Here is a 16,508-nt window from a genome sequence, read left to right on the forward strand (position 1 = left end):
ACCACTACTCCTCGACCTGTCCTGTGGGAGGTGGGCTCAGCCATGGGGGACAACGGCGATGGGACAGGCCGCATGGTGCACGGCCGCTTGGGCCACGGGCCCGAGCCGCGGCGCCAGGGCGCCCCGGTGCCTGCGTCTGCCAACGACCAGCAGTCCCGCCGTCTCCGTGTCGTGGACGACTGCTCTGGCCGGGCTGTCAAGGGTGAGGACTTTGATCACCGCGCACACCGCGGAACTTCTTGCGCCATGGACGGAGTTGCTTGCGGAGCTTCTTCTGCGCCTTGTCCGTGATCTCTGCGGCAACTTCAGCGTCCACGCCCCAGGGCATATGCGCCTGCACCGGTACCTCGTGGCCGTGGACAGCCCGTAGGGGCACTCCGCGTGCGTGGGCGGCAGAGAAGGCGAACTCGAACAGCTCATCGCATGGGTCCCGCAGGCTCAGGCCGACCACCACGCAGTTGCCGACGGGAGAAGGCCCTGTCTCCTCCAGGCTTGCACGTACGAGGACCACCGGCCGCTCGGCCCGTGACACGACGTCCATGCTGGTGCTGCCAAGGAAGTAACTGCCAGCCGCCAGTCCACGCGAGCCCAGCACGATCATCCGGGATTTCGCTGCCGCTGTCAGCAGTGCGGGTCTGGCGTCGTCGGCTACAAGATCCTCAACGATGGACAGCACGGGGTAACGCTTGTGGATCTCGACATGCGCGTCGTGAAGAATGCGCTGTGCCCAATGGTGCTGGTCACTCTCCGCAGAGACACCGCGAGGCCCCGGCGCCAGCGGGATCCACGCGTGCAAAAGCCTCAAGGTAAGCCCTTGCCGGTCGGCTGCCGCCGCGCCCCAGCGAGCAGCGGCCAGGCTCTCGGGGGAGCCGTCCAGACCCACAGTGAGCACTGGCTTCATAACGACTGCCTTCGTCTCGATAGAAGCTGGGTGCCGAGAAGCGGGAAGCGTGCGTCCCTGTCCGTGGCCTTGAGGCCCTAGTACCGCCCGGTCAACGGGCTCCTGTACCAATACACCCCAAAAGAACTCCTACCGCACTGCGAGCGCCGCAGAGCGTCTCCTGCGATCATATTCGCCCCATTCCTCGGTCGCGGGAGCCTGGCAGAGCTCGCTGGGCTGCTCCCAGCCCTGCGCAGTCCAGCCTCGTTGCTCGGGCCGGGTGGCCCCAGACGGACGGCACCATACGAGCAGACAGCGCGGCTCAGGGATCAACAGCAGCCCAGCGACGAGCCGACGGCCGGGGGAGCCCACGCGACGACGGCCTCCTCGTCACTGACCAGCCTCCGATGGGCCCCTGGTGGGTAACGGCCAGTGGGACTGGGGGCGGCTGATCAGTACACAAGGATCATCAGCACAACGACGAACACGGCGAGGGCTGAGAGGAAGAGACCCAGCAGCCGGACCTGCAGCGCGTGGTAGCGGCTGGAGTACTGGCACTGCAGCTCCAGCACCCGGTCGGTGACGCGTTGGAGGGCGGCACGTGAGATCTGAAGCCGGTCGGTGGCATAGAGGCGGACGACCTCCTCCCGTTGAGCGGTCGTCAGCCAGGGCATCTGCGCGGCGAACGCCTCGCCGCAACTGAGGGCGTCAGTCGCCTCGGCCTGAGCCAGTAAATAGCCCTCCAACTCGTTCAGGCCGCGCGCGTACTCCTGGCTGTGCCGCTCAGCACGAACGCCGAGGCCGGAACGCTTCACCGTTCATCGCCCCCACCCTGCCCCAGGGCCGCTTGTCCCGCAGAGCGGTCCCGCAGTTCTTCTCTCGCGGCGATGTCGGGATGGTGCAGGTCGAACGCCGGTGACTCACTGCGGATGCGGGGAAGGGTGAGGAAGTTGTGCCGCGGGGGCGGGCACGACGTCGCCCATTCAAGAGAACGGCCGTATCCCCACGGATCGTCGACCTCGACCTTCTTGCCGTATTTGGCTGTCTTCCACACGTTGTAGAAGAACGGCAGCATCGACATGCCGAGGAGGAATGAGCTGATGGTGGAGATGGTGTTCAGCGCGGTGAACCCGTCCGTTGCCAGGTAGTCCGCGTACCGGCGCGGCATGCCTTCCGCGCCCAGCCAGTGCTGGATGAGGAAAGTGCCGTGAAATCCAGTGAACAGCGTCCAGAAAGTGATCTTACCTAGGCGTTCGTCGAGCATCTTGCCCGTCATCTTCGGCCACCAGAAATGGAAGCCGGAGAACATGGCGAAGACGACCGTACCGAAGACGACGTAGTGGAAGTGAGCGACGACGAAGTACGAGTCCGTGACGTGGAAATCCAGCGGCGGCGAGGCCAGCAGGACACCGGTCAGACCACCGAACAGAAAGGTGACCATGAAGCCCGTCGCCCACAGCATCGGGGTTTCGAAACTCAGCGACCCCTTCCACATGGTGCCGATCCAGTTGAAAAACTTCACGCCGGTCGGGACCGCGATGAGGTAGGACATGAAGGAAAAGAACGGCAGCAGGACACCGCCGGTGGCGAACATGTGGTGTGCCCACACCGTCGCCGAGAGGCCGGCGATCGCGATGGTGGCGCCGATCAGGCCCATGTAACCGAAGATCGGCTTGCGGCTGAAGACCGGGATGACCTCGCTCACAATGCCGAAGAACGGCAGCGCGATGATGTACACCTCCGGGTGTCCGAAGAACCAGAACAAGTGCTGCCACAACAACGGTCCGCCGTTGGCGGCGTCGAAGACATGGGCACCGAATTTCCGGTCTGCCTCCAAACACAGCAGAGCGGCGGCCAGCACAGGGAACGCCAGGAGCACCAACACGGCGGTGAGCAGGACGTTCCAGGTGAAGATCGGCACGCGGAACATCGTCATGCCCGGAGCACGCATGCAGATGATCGTGCTGATGAAGTTGACCGAGCCGAGGATCGTGCCGAAGCCGGAGAAGGCCAGGCCCATGATCCACATGTCTCCGCCGATGCCGGGTGAGTGGACTGCGTCGTTGAGTGGGGCGTAGGCGAACCAGCCGAAGTCGGCCGCGCCTTGCGGGGTGAGGAAGCCGCCGACGGCGATGAGCGAGCCGAACAGGTAGAGCCAGTAGGCAAACATGTTCAGGCGGGGGAACGCCACGTCGGGGGCGCCGATCTGCAGCGGCATGATCCAGTTCGTGAAGCCGGCGAACAGGGGTGTCGCGAACATCAGCAGCATGATCGTGCCGTGCATCGTGAACGCCTGGTTGAACTGCTCGTTCGACAAGATCTGCATGCCGGGGCGGGCCAGTTCGGCACGCATGAGCAGCGCCATGACGCCGCCGATGATGAAGAACGCGAACGACGTGATCAGGTACAGCGAGCCGATCGTCTTGTGGTCGGTGGTGGTCAGCCACGCCACCACTATCTTGCCGCCCCGCAGCCGCCGCGGATGGGCCTGGACGCTGGGTACGGCTGCTCCCGCATTGTCCGTCGTGGTCACTGCGGCACACTACGGTCGACGGTCACACGTATGCCTGCGCCACCGCGGCGTTGCTCCATCGAGGCTGAGGTATTCCTCCATTCAGGCGTGTCGTGCGTCGTATCCCGAGGACGACGTCGGAGCGCCGATTCAGGCGGGCAAACGACGCTGGGTCAACCTGGGGAAACGCCGACACGCCGTTTGTAATCGCTGCGGGCACACTGGCGGGAGAGGGGGGTGGTCTCCGATCGCGCGAGAGGCATGACGTTGGCGAAACGGTAGTGCGAATGTAGGAGGCGGCGCGTGGAGGAGGCCATTCCCCTCAGGCTGCTGGCGGATGTCACGAACGCGCTCAAAGCGGGTCGAGGCTGGGAGGGAAGCCTGCAGAGGCTTGCGGAACTCCTGGTCGAACGACTGGCTGACTGGTGTGTGATCGACCTGCTGGACGAAAGGGGCCGGGCTCGCCGGGCTGTGGTGACGGGGCGTGGGACAGGCCGCTCGAACAGCCCCCGTCCGGGAGAATCATCCCAACTGCTCCCTTCATGGCCGCAGGGCTCTGCCGCACCGCTGGCCCAAGCCCTGCGCCGAGGCACCGCCGTACTGATCCCCGACGTGCCGACGCCTGACCAAGCAGCGGATCCTTTGGAACGTGCACAACTGGAGTTGTTGACCCGGTTGGGCGCGACCACCGCGATCGCGTGTCCCCTGGAAGCCGGTGGGCGCCCCTTCGGGGTGATCATCGTCGCCCGCACCGAAGCGCGTCGTCCCTTCACCGAAGCTCAGGTCCCGCTGATCGACAGCCTCGCGCATCAAGGCGCACTCGTGGTGGACAACGCGCGTCTGTACGGTCAGCAACGCGACATCGCAACGCACCTGCAGCGCTCTCTGCTGCCGAACAGCCTGCCTGACGTCCACCCGTTTCGTCTCGTCGCCCGATACTCCCCGGCGCGCACGTACGCAGAGGTGGGAGGCGACTGGTACGACGCCATTGCACTTCAGGACGGGACCTTGGCGTTCACCGTCGGTGACGTGGCCGGCCATGACGTGCGGGCCACTGCCCGGATGAGCCAGTTGCGCCACATGCTCCGCGCCCTCGTCCTCGACCGTCCCGGCCCGCCGGACGAGGTGGTGCGCCGCCTGGACCAGGCGTTGGAGAAGCTGAACGAGCCCGACGTCACGGCCACGCTCATCTTCGGCGTGGCGCGTCCGTCGGCTATCGGCCCCTCCGCGCTTGCCTGGGCCAACGCCGGGCATCCGCCTCCGCTACTCGTCCGCCCCCACGGCCGGGCACGGTTCCTGGCCGGTGGCGAGGGCCTTCCACTCGGAGTGGACACCGACGTGCCGCGGGAAGCGGCGGCCACGGCGCCGCTAACCGAAGGCAGCCTCTTCCTGCTCTATACCGACGGCCTTATAGAGCGGCGCGGTGAGGATCTGTCCGTTGGCCTCGAGCGGCTCCGCGGCGAAGCTGGAAACCTGCGCGGCCTTTCGCCGGACCACTTCCTGGACGAGTTGGTGGAGCGGGTCGCCCCCGCACGTGGCGATGACACCGCGCTGTTGGCGTTGTGGAATGAGTCCGCGTCCCGGTGACCGCACCGTCCCGGGCAGCGGTGCACCGCCCTCGAAACCGCGCGCTCAGACCAGAGGTGACCACAGCCGACTCGGGCACCGTCGTCGTCACCGTCCCAGCGGCACGCCAGATGAGCGGCCGGTGGCCGATGGAATGCGACGGTCTCGCGCCCGCATGTCGTTAGCCCCATCGTTCGTGCCAAATGCCTCCATGTTTCCGGGCCGTCCCGCAACCATGGTGGTAGCTCAGCGGCTGGACCTGGAACTTCACTGAAGATCAGGAATACGGACTCCCTCTTCGGCGGTCGGCGAGCCGTCCAGGCCGGCCAGCACGCCGTCGGCCTGAGCCGGTGTGCGGATTGCGGGCCACTGGCCTTCCAGAGACGATGGAGCGACAGGCAAGCTCTGGTGCGGGCCGCGGACGAGCAGTAAGAACCCTTGAGCTGCTCACTCCGCCTGGTGCGCGGGAAGAGTGGCAGCGTCATGAATCCCTTGAAGACACTGAGCGATGCCGGAGTGTCGATCTGGCTGGACGATCTCAGCCGGGAACGGCTGGTGTCCGGCAGTCTGGCGGACCTGGTCGCGCGGGACCGGGTGGTGGGGGTGACCACCAATCCGACGATCTTCGCCAAGGCCATCACGAGCGGCGAGGCGTACGACGCACAGATCCGTGATCTGGCGGCCCGCGGAGTCGGGGTCGGTGAGGCGCTGCGGTCGCTGACCACAACCGACGTCCGGTGGGCGTGTGACGTGCTGCGCCCGGTCTACGACGCGACGGACGGTGTCGACGGGCGGGTCTCCATCGAGGTCGATCCCCGGCTCGCGCACGACACCGCGGCGACGATCGCGGAGGCGCGGGCGCTGTGGTGGCTGGTCGACCGGCCCAACCTGTTCGTGAAGATCCCGGCCGCCCGGCAGGGCCTGCCGGCGATCGCCGCGTGCCTGGCCGAGGGAATCAGCATCAACGTCACGCTGATCTTCTCCCTCGCCCGCTACGACGAGGTCATGGCCGCCTTCCTCGACGGGATGGAACGCGCCCGCGATGCGGGCCGTGAGCTGTCCGGGATCGGCTCAGTGGCTTCGTTCTTCGTCTCCAGGGTCGATGCCGAGGCAGACGCACGCCTGGACAAGACCGGCACCGCACAGGGGGCCGGGCTGCGTGGCCGGGTGGCGATCGCCAACGCGCGGCTGGCCTACCAGCACTACGAGCGCGTGATCTCCTCACACCGCTGGCAGGCTCTGGAGAAGGCGGGCGCTCACCCACAACGTCCGCTCTGGGCTTCGACCTCCGTCAAGGATCCCGCCTACCCCGACACGCGGTACGTGACCGATCTGGTCGCGCCAGGCGTGGTCAACACCATGCCCGAGGCCACCTTGCGCGCGGTCGCCGACCACGGCCAGGTGCCGGCCGACTCGGTCCGCACCCACTACCACGACGCTCAGCAGGTTCTCGAGGGGTTGCGGGCAGTGGGCGTGGACTACGTCGACCTCGTGCAGACCCTCGAGGACGAAGGGGTGTCGAAGTTCGACGCCAGCTGGGAGCAGCTCTCCGAACAGCTCGCCGAAACGTTGCGGAGCCGGCCCGCAGCCCAGGAAGGGAACTGACGATGTCCACGAACGACGCGTGTGTGATCGTCGGGGCCAGCCTGGCCGGTGCCAAGGCCGCGCAGACCCTGCGCGAGGAGGGCTTCGACGGCCCGCTGGTCCTCATCGGGGACGAGAGCGAACGGCCCTACGAGCGGCCACCGCTGTCCAAGGGCTACCTGACGGGCAAGGACGCGCGCGAGCAGATCTACGTCCACCCGCCGCAGTGGTACGCGGAACACAACGTGGACCTGCGGCTCGGCATGGCAGTCACCGCCGTCGACCCGGCCGCCCGCGAGGTGACACTCGCCGACGGCAAGCGGGTCGGCTACGGCAAGCTGCTGCTGGCCACCGGATCCTCCCCGCGCCGCCTGCCGGTCCCCGGCGCGGACCTCAAGCGGGTGCTGTACCTGCGGCGGGTCGAGGACAGCGACCAGATCAAGGAAGCGTTCCAGTCCGCCTCACGGGCCGTGGTCATCGGCGCAGGGTGGATCGGTCTGGAGACCACTGCTGCCGCCCGCGCGGCCGGTGTGGAGGTCACCGTGCTGGAGATGGCCGAACTGCCGCTGCTGCGGGTCCTCGGCCGCGAGGTCGCCCAGGTGTTCGCGGACCTGCACCGCGACCACGGCGTGGATCTGCGGTTCGGCGCACAGCTCGCCGAGATCACCGGCAGCGCCGGCGCGGCGGACGGGGTACGGCTGTCCGACGGCACCCGCATCGACGCCGACGTGGTCATCGTCGGGGTAGGCATCACGCCCAACATTGGGCTGGCGCAGGAGGCGGGCCTGGAGGTCGACAACGGCATCCGCGTCGACGAACGGCTGCGCACCTCCTACCCGGACATCTACGCCGCCGGTGACGTCGCCAACGCCTTCCACCCCCTGCTGGGCAAGCACATCCGCGTCGAGCACTGGGCCAACGCACTGCACCAGCCGCAGACCGCCGCCAAGGCGATGCTCGGCCAGCAGGACGCGGTGTATGACCGAGTGCCGTACTTCTTCACCGACCAGTACGACCTGGGCATGGAGTACGCCGGATATGTCGAGCCGGGCGGCTACGACCAGGTCGTCTTCCGCGGTGACGTGGCCGGACGCGAGTTCATCGCCTTCTGGCTCGCCGGCAACCGGGTGCTCGCAGGCATGAACGTCAACACCTGGGACGTCAACGACCAGCTCCAGGCCCTCGTCCGCACCGCCCATCCAGTCGACATTCACATGCTCACCGACCCACAGGTGCCCCTCGAGGCTCTCCTTCTCAGCGCCCAGCACCGGTGAGCGGTCCGGCGACCGGCCATAACCGTGCCGGTGCGGCCGTGAGGTGCCTCACCCGGCCGAGCGGAAGTGGCTGCACCGGTAGTGCAACAGATACGACGACCGCTTCCTGACGTTGATCAGAATGCTGCCCGGCCGGCCGCCGGAGCCACCTTGGAAGGATTCCCGATGACCGACACTCCCGCGCACGTCCCGGCTGGTCCGATCGTGGTCGGCACGGACGGCTCCCCGCACGCTCGGCACGCCGTGCTCTTCGCTCTGCGCGAGGCGCAACTGCGCGGCATCGGTCTACGGGCGGTCTGTGCCTACGACTACACCCCTGCTCGTTTCACGGGCTACGGATGGATGGCCGTTCCGGAGGGTGCCACCACCCTTTATGAACAGCTCCACGATGTCGCCCGACAGGCGGTGACCGAGACGGTCCACGAACTACGGAAGCAGCTCGGCGGACCCGACGTGGAGGTGGAGATCATCGCTGAGGCGGGCCGACCGGCGCAGGTTCTGCTGGACGCGAGCAAGGACGCCTCTTTGCTGGTGGTCGGCACCCGCGGTTCGGGCGCCTGGGGGCGCCTCACGCTCGGATCGACCAGCACCGAGGTCGTGCACCACGCTCACCTGCCCGTCGTCGTCGTTCCGGCCGACTCCCGCGGCGCCTCCTCTTGACGCATCCCAGGAAAGACCGCGGCATGTCGCCTGTCCGTGGCGTCCGTGGCGTCCGTGGGGCGACGAATGCTATGTGGATGTGGACTCACTCGTTGTGCCCCGCCCATCTGCGGCGGGTCGGACCACGACTGGGAGGCTGCTGCGGTTCCGGCAGATCGGGGACAGCGGGTATCGGCCCGCTGCGAGAGACGTCCCTGGTCACCTTCAACGGGCGGCCGTGGTGGTGGATCTCGAGCTCCGCCCCCGCCAACAAGGTGTAGGTGGCCTGTTGGTGCGAGATGTCCACATGCACGCAGCACTGCCGGAACTGCACGGCGAAAGCCAGCCGACTGATCTGCTCGGGCAGCCGCGGGGCGAAGAACAGGGCGTCCCCGTGGTGTCTCATCCCACCGAAGCCCGCTACGAGCGCGGTCCAGGTCCCGGCCAGCGAGGCGATATGCAGGCCGTCGCGAGTGTTGCGCTCCAGGTCGGCCAGGTCCATCATCGCGGCCTCGCCGACGTAGTCGTATGCCAGGCGCAGCTGGCCGACTTCGGCGGCCATCACGGCCTGACTGCCGGCGGACAGTGAGGAGTCCCGGACCGTGAGCGGTTCGTAGTAGGCGAAGTTGCGGGCCTTCTCCTCCTTGGTGAACGCGTCGCCGCGCAAGTGCATGGCCAGGACCAGGTCGGCTTGCTTGATCACCTGTTTGCGGTACAGGTCGAAATACGGGAAATGCAGCAGCAGCGGGTAGCGGTCCGCCGGGGTGCCGGCGAAGTCCCACACCTGGTGGGAGGTGAAGCCCGCGGACTGCTCGTGCACGCCGAGTTCCTTGTTGAACGGCAGCACGATCCGCCGGGCAGCATCCCGCCAGGCCGCGGTCTCCTCGTCGTCCACGCCGAGCGAGGCGGCCAGGTCGGGGTGGCGTTCGGCCGCGTCGGCGGCAGCGCGCAGATTCTGCTGCGCCATCACATTGGTGTAGGCGTTGTCATCGGCGATCGCGCTGTACTCGTCCGGCCCGGTGACGCCGTCCAGGTGGAACACTCCGTGCGGGTCGTGGTGGCCGAGCGAGAACCACAGCCGGGCGGTGTGCACCAGCAGTTCCAGTCCTGCCTCCCGCTCGAAGACCAGATCACCGGTGGCAGCGGTGTAGCGCACCACCGCGTCGGCGATGTCCGCGTTGATGTGGAACGCCGCGGTGCCGGCCGGCCAGTAGGCGGAGCACTCGTCGCCGTCGATGGTCCGCCAGGGAAACGCAGCCCCCGCCAGGCCGAGCTGGCGTGCCCGCCCCAGCGCGGCGGGCAGCGTGGTGTGCCGCCAGCGCAGCGCCGGCCCCACCGCATGTGGTGCGGTGTAGGTGAGCATCGGCAGCACATACGTCTCTGCGTCCCAGAAGCAGTGGCCGTTGTAGCCCGGGCCGGTCAGTCCCTTGGCGGGGATGGCCCGTTCCTCGGCGCGAGCCGCTGCCTGAAGCACGTGGAAAAGCGCGAACCGGACGGCCTGCTGGATCTCGGTGTCGCCCTCCAGCTCGACATCCGCCCACGCCCAGAAGGCGGCCAGGTATCCGCGCTGTTCGGCGAGCAGGCCCTCCCAGCCGGTGCTGGCCGCCCCGGCCAGCGCGGCGTCGACCTGGTCACGGACGGCGGGCAGCGACCTGGCGCCCGACCAGCCGTAGGCGACCGTCTTCTCGACCCGCAGTCGCTGGCCCGGCCGCAACAGCGAGGTCACCGTCAGCCTGCTGAGATCCTGGCCGCTCTCAGCGGAGGTAGAAGTGCCCGGCGGGCCTTCGATCAGATGGTCGGCCGCCGTCGCCACGCGCAGCCCGCTGCGGGCCGTGCGGTGCACCAGCCGCAGCCTGCTGTCCTGCACAAAGTCCTCCTCGTGCTGCAGGACCGCCCCCAAGGAGGCCGAAACCCGAGGATCGCCCTCCCGCGTCGGAAGCTGTTCATTGGCGACCAGCTCGGACTGGAGCACGATCCGCACCTCCTCGTCCACCGCCTCGACCTCGTAGGCGATCGCGGCGGTCGCCCGCTGGGTGAGCGAGACCAGCCGGGTCGAGCGGATGCGCACCGTGCGCCCCGACGGAGTCGTCCACTCGACCCTGCGGTGCAGTACCCCGGCGCGGAAGTCCAGCACCCGCTCGTGGTGGTGCAGTCGGCCGTAACGCAGGTCGAACGGCTCGTCGTCCACCAGCAGCCGTATCACCTTGCCGTTGGTCACGTTGATGATCGTCTGCCCGGACTCCGGGTATCCGTAGCCGGCCTCCGCGTACGGCAGTGGACGGAACTCGAACACGCCGTTGAGGTAGGACCCCGGCAGCCCGTGCGGCTCGCCCTCGTCCAGGTTGCCGCGCCAGCCGATGTGGCCGTTGGCCAGTGCGAACACCGACTCGCTTTGCTCCAGCACGTCCAGGTCGAGCTCGCTCTCGCGCAGGCACCACGGTTCGACGGTGTACGCAGGATGGGTGATCATGGCGGGCCTCCGGCACTCGGTGACGGTCGCGGACTTCGGGCCGTGGCTCTGACTGCTGCTGGGACTGTTGCGGCGCGACAGGGAGAGGCTGGCTGGTCAGGGCGGGCGGTGCAGCGGTCTGAGGGCCGTTGTGGTCCGGTCCCGTCGTGCTCCTCGCTGTACTGGCGGTACTTGAACCGGTGGTGCGGCGATGCCGCAGGCGCACGGTTGGCGGGCGGCGCAGGCCGGCGGCACGGGCGAGTCCGGGCGTGTGAGCGGGCAGCGTCATCATCGGCTACAGCACGATGCCCAAGGGGTGTTCGAGGAGTGTTTTGAGGTCGGCGAGGAAAGCAGCGGCGGTGGCGCCGTCCAGGACGCGGTGGTCGATGGACAAGGTCAGCGCCATGGTGGTGCCGACGGCGACTTCGCCGTCGCGGATGACGGGCTGGCTTTGCGCGGCGCCGACGGCGAGGATCGCGGCCTGGGGCGGGTTGATGACGGCGGTGAAATGGTCGACGCCGTAGGTGCCCAGGTTGCTGATGGTGAAGGTGCCGCCGCTGAGGTCCTCCAATGCGAGGCGGCCGGCGCGGGCGTTGTCGGCCAGGGCGTGGGCCTCGCGGGCGATCTGAGTCAGGGGTTTGCGGTCGGCGTCGTGTACCACGGGGACGGTCAGTCCGTCTTCGAGGGCGACGGCGACGCCGATGTGGATGCGGCGGTGGCGCAGGATGCGGGTGCTGTCCCAGGAGGAGTTGGCCTGCGGGTGAGTGCGCAAGGCTGTCGCGCACCCTTTGACGAGCAGGTCGGTGACGCTGATGCGGGGGCCGGGTTCGCCGAGTTGCGCGTTGATGTCGGCGCGGAAGGCGAGCAGCGGTTCGGCGTCGATGACGGTGGTCAGGTAGAAGTGCGGGGCCTGCTGCGTGCTCTGGGTCAGGCGCTGTGCGGTGAGGCGGCGGATGGTGCTCAGTGGCACTTCCTCGTCGTCTTCGGCCTGTTCGGCGGGCGTCGGGTGCGCCGCTGCGAGTCCGGCGGGCGGCTCGGGTGCAGTGGGGGGCCGGATGGCGCCTGGTTGTCCGCCGTGCCGGGTGATGGCTTCGTCCACGTCCGCGCGGATGATGCGCCCGCCGGGGCCGCTGCCGGTGAGCGTGGTGATGTCGATGCCGTGCTGGCGGGCCAATGCCCGGGCCAGCGGGGAGGTGCGCACCTCCTGCTCGTCCCCCCGGGCGGGCGCGGAAGGCTCGGCGGTGGCGGGGAGGGTCTGCGCGGGGCCTTCGGTCGGCCTTGCGGGCGGTGCCGGGGCAGGTGCGGCCGTCTGCCGAGCTTGCTCAGGTGCAGGCTGATCCGGCGCGGCCTGGGGTTCGGTTCCGATGACGGCGAGAGGGGTTCCGATGGGCACGGTGGTGCCTTCGGCGACGAGGATGCGGGTGAGGGGCCCCTCGTCGTATGCCTCCAGTTCCATCACGGCCTTGTCGGTTTCGATCTCGGCGATGGCATCGCCCTTGCGGACCGGGGCGCCCTCGTGGGTGAGCCATCGGCTCAGGGTGCCCACCTCCATGGTGTCGGACAGGCGGGGCATGAGGACTTCGGGCATCACGGGCCTCCTAACCGCCTGCAGGCGTGGTCGGGTGGGCGGTGAAACCGGTGGCGTCGAGGGTTTCGTGGATCACCCGGGTCAGTGCTGCCGCATCGGGCAGGGCGGCGGTCTCCAGCTGTTTGGCGTACGGCAGGGGGACCTCGGCGGCGGCAACGCGGCGGACGGGCGCGTCGAGGCGGTCGAAGGCCCCCTCGGCGATGGTCGCGGCGATCTCGGCGCCGATGCCGTAGCTGAGCCAGTCGTCTTCGAGGATGACGGCGCGGGTGGTCTTGCGTACCGAAGTGCACACGGTCTGCCGGTCCAGCGGTCGCAGACTGCGCAGGTCGACGACCTCGACCGAGACGCCCTCCGTCTCGAGGCGGTGGGCGACGTCCAGGGCGATCGCTGCAGCGCGCGAGTAGGCGACGACGGTAAGGTCCCGGCCGGCTTTGGTGATCTGCGCGGTGCCAATAGGTACGGTGTGCTCGCCGTCGGGGACCTCGCCCTTGGTGTTGTACAGCGCGAGGTTCTCCAGCACGAGCACCGGGTCGTCGTCGCGGATGGCGGCCGTCAGCAGCCCTTTGGCGTCCGCCGGGCTGGAGGGGGCGACGACCTTGAGCCCGGGCACGTGGGCATAGAAGACCTCCAGGTTCTGCGAGTGGGTGGCGGCCAGTTGTTGCCCGCCGCCTCCGGGAGTGCGGATCACCATCGGCACCGAGACCTGGCCGCCGAACATGGCATGCATCTTGGCGGCGTGATTCACGATCTGGTCGATGGCCAGCAGGCTGAAGTTGATGGTCATGATCTCGACGACCGGCCGCAGGCCCAGCATGGCCGCTCCGACCGCTGCGCCGACGAAGCCCTCCTCGCAGATCGGCGTGTCCCGCACCCGACGGGGGCCGAACTCGTCCAGCAGCCCGGCGGTGATCTTGTAGGAGCCTTCGAAGACGCCGATCTCCTCACCGATCAGCAGGATGTTCTCGTCCCGCAGCATCTCCGCCCGGAGCGTGTCGTGCAGCGCCTGGCGGTAGGTAACAGCGGCCACGGCTACTCCTTCCCGGGGCGGTCGACGAAGAGCCCGGGACCGGTCGGGCTGTCTCCGGGCAGGCCGAAGTGGGTGTTGGCGACCTCGGTGGCGTACACGTGGTCGAACAGGGTCGCGACGTCCGGGGGCGGGCTGGCGTCGGCAAAGTCGACGGCGGCGGTGACCGCCTGCTCGCATTCCTCGTCGATGCGGTCCGCCGCCTCTTGATTGAAGATGCGGTCCTCGATCAGGCGGGCCCGGAAGGCGGGCAGCGGGTCCTGCTCACGCAGCCGCTCGGTCTCCTGCGCCGAGCGGTAGCGGGCCGGGTCGACCACGGAGTGGCCGCGAAGCCGGTGACTGACGGCCTCCAGAAGCCGGGGCCGGTGCTCGGTGCGCGCCTGCTCCAGAGCGGTCTGCGCTGCGTCGCGGACGGCGATCACGTCGTTGCCGTCCACCCGAGCGCCGGGGATCCGGTAGGCGCAGCCGCGCCGGTACAGCGCTGGTTCTCCTGAGGCGGCCTCGACCGGGGTGCCCATGCCGAGGTGGTTGTTGACGATGACGTAGACGATGGGCAGGTGCCATACGGCGGCGAGGTTGAGAGATTCGTGGAAGGCGCCGATGTTGGTGGTGCCGTCGCCCAGCAGGCACATCACGGCCTCGCTGTCCGGTCCGGGCTCGCCGCGGTGGGCGATCGCGAGGGCCGCCCCGGTCGCCGGGGGCATCTGGCCGCCGACGATCCCGTAGCCGCCGAGCATCCGCAGCCCGGCGTCGAACAGGTGCATGGAGCCGCCTCGCCCGCCGGACAGGCCCGTGGCGCGGCCGAACAGTTCGGCCATCACCTTGCCGGGGTCGGCACCGCGGGCAAGCGCATAGCCGTGGTCGCGGTAGGTGGTGAACAGGTAGTCGGTCGGCCGCAGTGCGGCCATCAGGCCGACGACGGTGGCCTCCTCGCCCAGGTTGAGGTGGCAGTAGCCGCCGATCTTCGCCCGGGTGTACATCTCCGCGGCCCGCAGTTCGAAGTGCCGGATCAGGGCCATCTGCCGGTAGCAGCCGCGCAGCGCCGCCGGGTCCTCACTCGCCGGGGGTGCCTGTGGGTGGGGCTCGGTACGGTCCTGCGTCGGGTCCATGGCCGGTGTCTCCTGCTGTCTGGGCCTGCTGTCTGCCGTGGTTGCGTCAGCTGCCGGGGGGCGGTGCCTGCTGAGTGAACCGGTTCTTGCCGGCGTCGCAGGTGGGACAGCGCGGTGGCGGGTGCGGGCCGCGCTCGGTCTGTCCGCAGACCTGGCAGGCCCATTCGGTGGTGAGCAGCGCGATCACGTCGGACCGGCTGACGATGCCGGCCAGGCGCTGTCCGGCCAGGACCGGGACGCGTCGGATACGGCGTTCGACCAGCAGGTGGCGTACCTGCTCGACGTCGGTGTCCTCGGTGGCGGTGATGACCTCGCGGGTCATCACCTCGCGGGCGGTAGCTCCCTCGCGGGCGAGCAGGTCGTACTCGCTGACCAGGCCGACCACCGCGCCGGCGGTGTCCAGGACCGGCACGGCGCTGATCCGGTGCCCGCGTAGCGCCGCGGCGATGTCGGCCACCAGGGTGTCCTCGGCCACGGTGACCACCCGGGTGGTCATGATCTCTTTGACCTTCACCGTGTTCCTTCCCGGTGGGTGCAACGGCCGGTCCGCGCGACTGCGGTGGGGCGCTTCTCACCGCGGTTGAGTGACGCCGAGCACGGAGAGCGCCTCGCGGACCATCTGGTGCGTGAAGCCCCACTCGTTGTCGTACCAGCTCATGATTTTGACCAGGGTGCCGTCCACGACCCGGGTCATCGCCGCGTCGACGATCGAGGCGCGGGAGTCGCCGATGATGTCGCTGGAGACGATCGGCTCGTCCGAGACGCCGAGGATGCCGCTGTAGCGGTCGGTGGTGGCCTCCGCACGGAAGTGGTCGTTCACTTCCTCGGGCGACGTCGGGCGGGAGGTGACGAGCACGATGTCGGCGATCGATCCGACCGGGATCGGGATCCGGACGGCCACGCCGTCGAAGCGGCCGGCCAGCTCCGGGAGTGCCTTGGTGGTCGCGAGCGCGGCGCCGGTGGAGGCGGGAAGCATGTTGGCCGCTCCGGCCCGGCCGCGCCGGAAGTCCTTGCTGGGCCCGTCGATGAGCTGCTGGGTGGAGGTGTAGGCATGGATGGTGGTCATCACGGCCCGCTCCACGCCGATTCTGCGGTTCATCACTTCCACCACGGGGGTGATGCAGTTGGTCGTGCAGCTTGCGCAGGAGATGACCTGCTGCCCGGCTGGGGCGATATTCGCGCCGTGGACGACGGTGGCCATCGTCTCGGTGCGGGCGGGCGCCGAGAGGATCACGAATCGTGCGCCCGCGGACAGGTGCCGGGTCAGTTCCTCCTCGCGCCGGAAGGCACCGGTGCACTCCAGGACGAGGTCGATGCCCAGTTCGTGCCACGGCAGCTCGGCCGGGTCGCGGCGGCTGTACAGCGGGACGGTGTGTCCGTCGACGACCAGCGCGTCACCGGCAGCGGTGACGGACTTCCCATAGCGTCCGTAGACAGTGTCGTGGGTGAGCAAATAAGCCAGATTCTCGGCGGGGACCAGGTCGTTGACCGCAGCCACCTCAACCCCGTCGAGGTCGTGGAGAATCTTGAACGCGGCCCGCCCGATGCGTCCGAGACCGTTGATCGCGATCTTCGCCATCCGGAGTTCCCTTCCCATCGATTCCGGGCAATGCGGACGAGACCCTCGATCCGTCCTATCACCCCTCCGCTCGGTACGCAGGCTGGATGCGCCAAGGCCGGAGCCCCGCGTCCCCTCCCCCGTGGCTCCCGGATTCGCCCCATTTGCGGGCCGGATATGCGTGGTCGAGACTGACCCTGGTTGGTTCCGCCCGCCTGGGCAGTGCTGCCCTGCAAGGCTGCGCCGGCCTGTCGACACGGCGGACGGGCGCCCGGGCGCAGGGTGGTGACCTGAGGTGACGGCGGGAGGTCGGCGAGCCGGCCGG

General features: G+C 68.7%; 14 protein-coding genes. 4 read left to right on the top strand and 10 right to left on the bottom strand.

All coding sequences use genetic code 11. From position 1 onward, the window contains the following. Positions 1–36: 36 nt before the first annotated feature. The 4 genes from QF032_RS31910 to ctaD all read right to left on the bottom strand — a co-directional run bounded on the left by QF032_RS31910 (position 37) and on the right by ctaD (position 3,353). Positions 37–228 carry a universal stress protein gene (locus QF032_RS31910; protein WP_307058653.1) on the bottom strand — a complete coding sequence of 64 codons (192 nt, stop codon included), beginning with the start codon at positions 226–228 and terminating at the stop codon, positions 37–39. Next, complete coding sequence (locus QF032_RS31915; RefSeq protein ID WP_307058655.1) at positions 197–901, bottom strand: universal stress protein; 705 nt, start codon at positions 899–901, stop codon at positions 197–199. Before QF032_RS31915 ends, QF032_RS31910 begins: the two co-directional genes overlap by 32 nt. A gap of 431 nt (positions 902–1,332) precedes the next feature. Further along, positions 1,333–1,695, bottom strand: a complete 363-nt coding sequence (locus QF032_RS31920; RefSeq protein ID WP_306947882.1) for a hypothetical protein — start codon at positions 1,693–1,695, stop codon at positions 1,333–1,335. Beyond that, positions 1,692–3,353 (bottom strand): aa3-type cytochrome oxidase subunit I, encoded by a 1,662-nt coding sequence (ctaD, locus tag QF032_RS31925; RefSeq protein ID WP_306955869.1) that lies wholly within the window; start codon positions 3,351–3,353, stop codon positions 1,692–1,694. Before ctaD ends, QF032_RS31920 begins: the two co-directional genes overlap by 4 nt. A gap of 342 nt (positions 3,354–3,695) precedes the next feature. On the opposite strand from ctaD, the gene QF032_RS31930 reads away from it, so the two are divergent. The 4 genes from QF032_RS31930 to QF032_RS31945 all read left to right on the top strand — a co-directional run bounded on the left by QF032_RS31930 (position 3,696) and on the right by QF032_RS31945 (position 8,476). Further along, positions 3,696–4,979: a PP2C family protein-serine/threonine phosphatase gene (locus QF032_RS31930; RefSeq protein ID WP_306947881.1), complete on the top strand. Its 1,284-nt coding sequence runs from the start codon at positions 3,696–3,698 to the stop codon at positions 4,977–4,979. A 462-nt stretch (positions 4,980–5,441) separates the two neighbouring features. Then, positions 5,442–6,563, top strand: a complete 1,122-nt coding sequence (gene tal, locus QF032_RS31935) for a transaldolase (protein ID WP_307058657.1) — start codon at positions 5,442–5,444, stop codon at positions 6,561–6,563. A gap of 2 nt (positions 6,564–6,565) precedes the next feature. Next, entirely contained in the window at positions 6,566–7,816 is a 1,251-nt protein-coding gene (locus QF032_RS31940; RefSeq protein WP_307058659.1) for an NAD(P)/FAD-dependent oxidoreductase, read from the top strand. A 165-nt stretch (positions 7,817–7,981) separates the two neighbouring features. Next, positions 7,982–8,476 (top strand): universal stress protein, encoded by a 495-nt coding sequence (locus tag QF032_RS31945; protein WP_307058661.1) that lies wholly within the window; start codon positions 7,982–7,984, stop codon positions 8,474–8,476. Between the two features lie 85 nt (positions 8,477–8,561). On the opposite strand, the gene QF032_RS31950 is transcribed toward QF032_RS31945, so the two are convergent. From QF032_RS31950 to gap, 6 genes are all read right to left on the bottom strand, one after another. Further along, a complete protein-coding gene (locus QF032_RS31950) occupies positions 8,562–10,925 on the bottom strand; it encodes a glycoside hydrolase family 65 protein (RefSeq protein ID WP_307058663.1) in 2,364 nt (787 codons plus the stop codon). A 274-nt stretch (positions 10,926–11,199) separates the two neighbouring features. Then, entirely contained in the window at positions 11,200–12,492 is a 1,293-nt protein-coding gene (locus QF032_RS31955) for a dihydrolipoamide acetyltransferase family protein (RefSeq protein ID WP_307058665.1), read from the bottom strand. A gap of 10 nt (positions 12,493–12,502) precedes the next feature. Next, positions 12,503–13,519 carry an alpha-ketoacid dehydrogenase subunit beta gene (locus tag QF032_RS31960; protein ID WP_307058667.1) on the bottom strand — a complete coding sequence of 339 codons (1,017 nt, stop codon included), beginning with the start codon at positions 13,517–13,519 and terminating at the stop codon, positions 12,503–12,505. Between the two features lie 2 nt (positions 13,520–13,521). After that, a complete protein-coding gene (pdhA, locus tag QF032_RS31965; RefSeq protein WP_307058669.1) occupies positions 13,522–14,625 on the bottom strand; it encodes a pyruvate dehydrogenase (acetyl-transferring) E1 component subunit alpha in 1,104 nt (367 codons plus the stop codon). A 46-nt stretch (positions 14,626–14,671) separates the two neighbouring features. Continuing rightward, on the bottom strand, positions 14,672–15,139 hold the full coding sequence (locus QF032_RS31970) for a CBS domain-containing protein (RefSeq protein ID WP_307058670.1): 468 nt from the start codon (positions 15,137–15,139) through the stop codon (positions 14,672–14,674). A gap of 57 nt (positions 15,140–15,196) precedes the next feature. After that, positions 15,197–16,204: a type I glyceraldehyde-3-phosphate dehydrogenase gene (gap, locus tag QF032_RS31975; RefSeq protein ID WP_306947863.1), complete on the bottom strand. Its 1,008-nt coding sequence runs from the start codon at positions 16,202–16,204 to the stop codon at positions 15,197–15,199. Positions 16,205–16,508 lie beyond the last annotated feature (304 nt).

The organism is Streptomyces achromogenes, assembly GCF_030816715.1.
In the GTDB taxonomy this organism is placed as follows: Bacteria; Actinomycetota; Actinomycetes; order Streptomycetales; family Streptomycetaceae; genus Streptomyces; species Streptomyces achromogenes_A.

What these genes read in the sequence shown, in the direction of transcription:
- QF032_RS31940 (WP_307058659.1), top strand. Translation starts at nt 6,566, where the DNA reads ATGTCCACGAACGACGCGTGTGTGATCGTCGGGGCCAGCCTGGCCGGT.
- QF032_RS31945 (WP_307058661.1), top strand. Translation starts at nt 7,982, where the DNA reads ATGACCGACACTCCCGCGCACGTCCCGGCTGGTCCGATCGTGGTCGGC.
- QF032_RS31950 (WP_307058663.1), bottom strand. Translation starts at nt 10,925, where the DNA reads ATGATCACCCATCCTGCGTACACCGTCGAACCGTGGTGCCTGCGCGAG.
- gap (WP_306947863.1), bottom strand. Translation starts at nt 16,204, where the DNA reads ATGGCGAAGATCGCGATCAACGGTCTCGGACGCATCGGGCGGGCCGCG.
- pdhA (WP_307058669.1), bottom strand. Translation starts at nt 14,625, where the DNA reads ATGGACCCGACGCAGGACCGTACCGAGCCCCACCCACAGGCACCCCCG.
- QF032_RS31955 (WP_307058665.1), bottom strand. Translation starts at nt 12,492, where the DNA reads ATGCCCGAAGTCCTCATGCCCCGCCTGTCCGACACCATGGAGGTGGGC.
- QF032_RS31915 (WP_307058655.1), bottom strand. Translation starts at nt 901, where the DNA reads ATGAAGCCAGTGCTCACTGTGGGTCTGGACGGCTCCCCCGAGAGCCTG.
- tal (WP_307058657.1), top strand. Translation starts at nt 5,442, where the DNA reads ATGAATCCCTTGAAGACACTGAGCGATGCCGGAGTGTCGATCTGGCTG.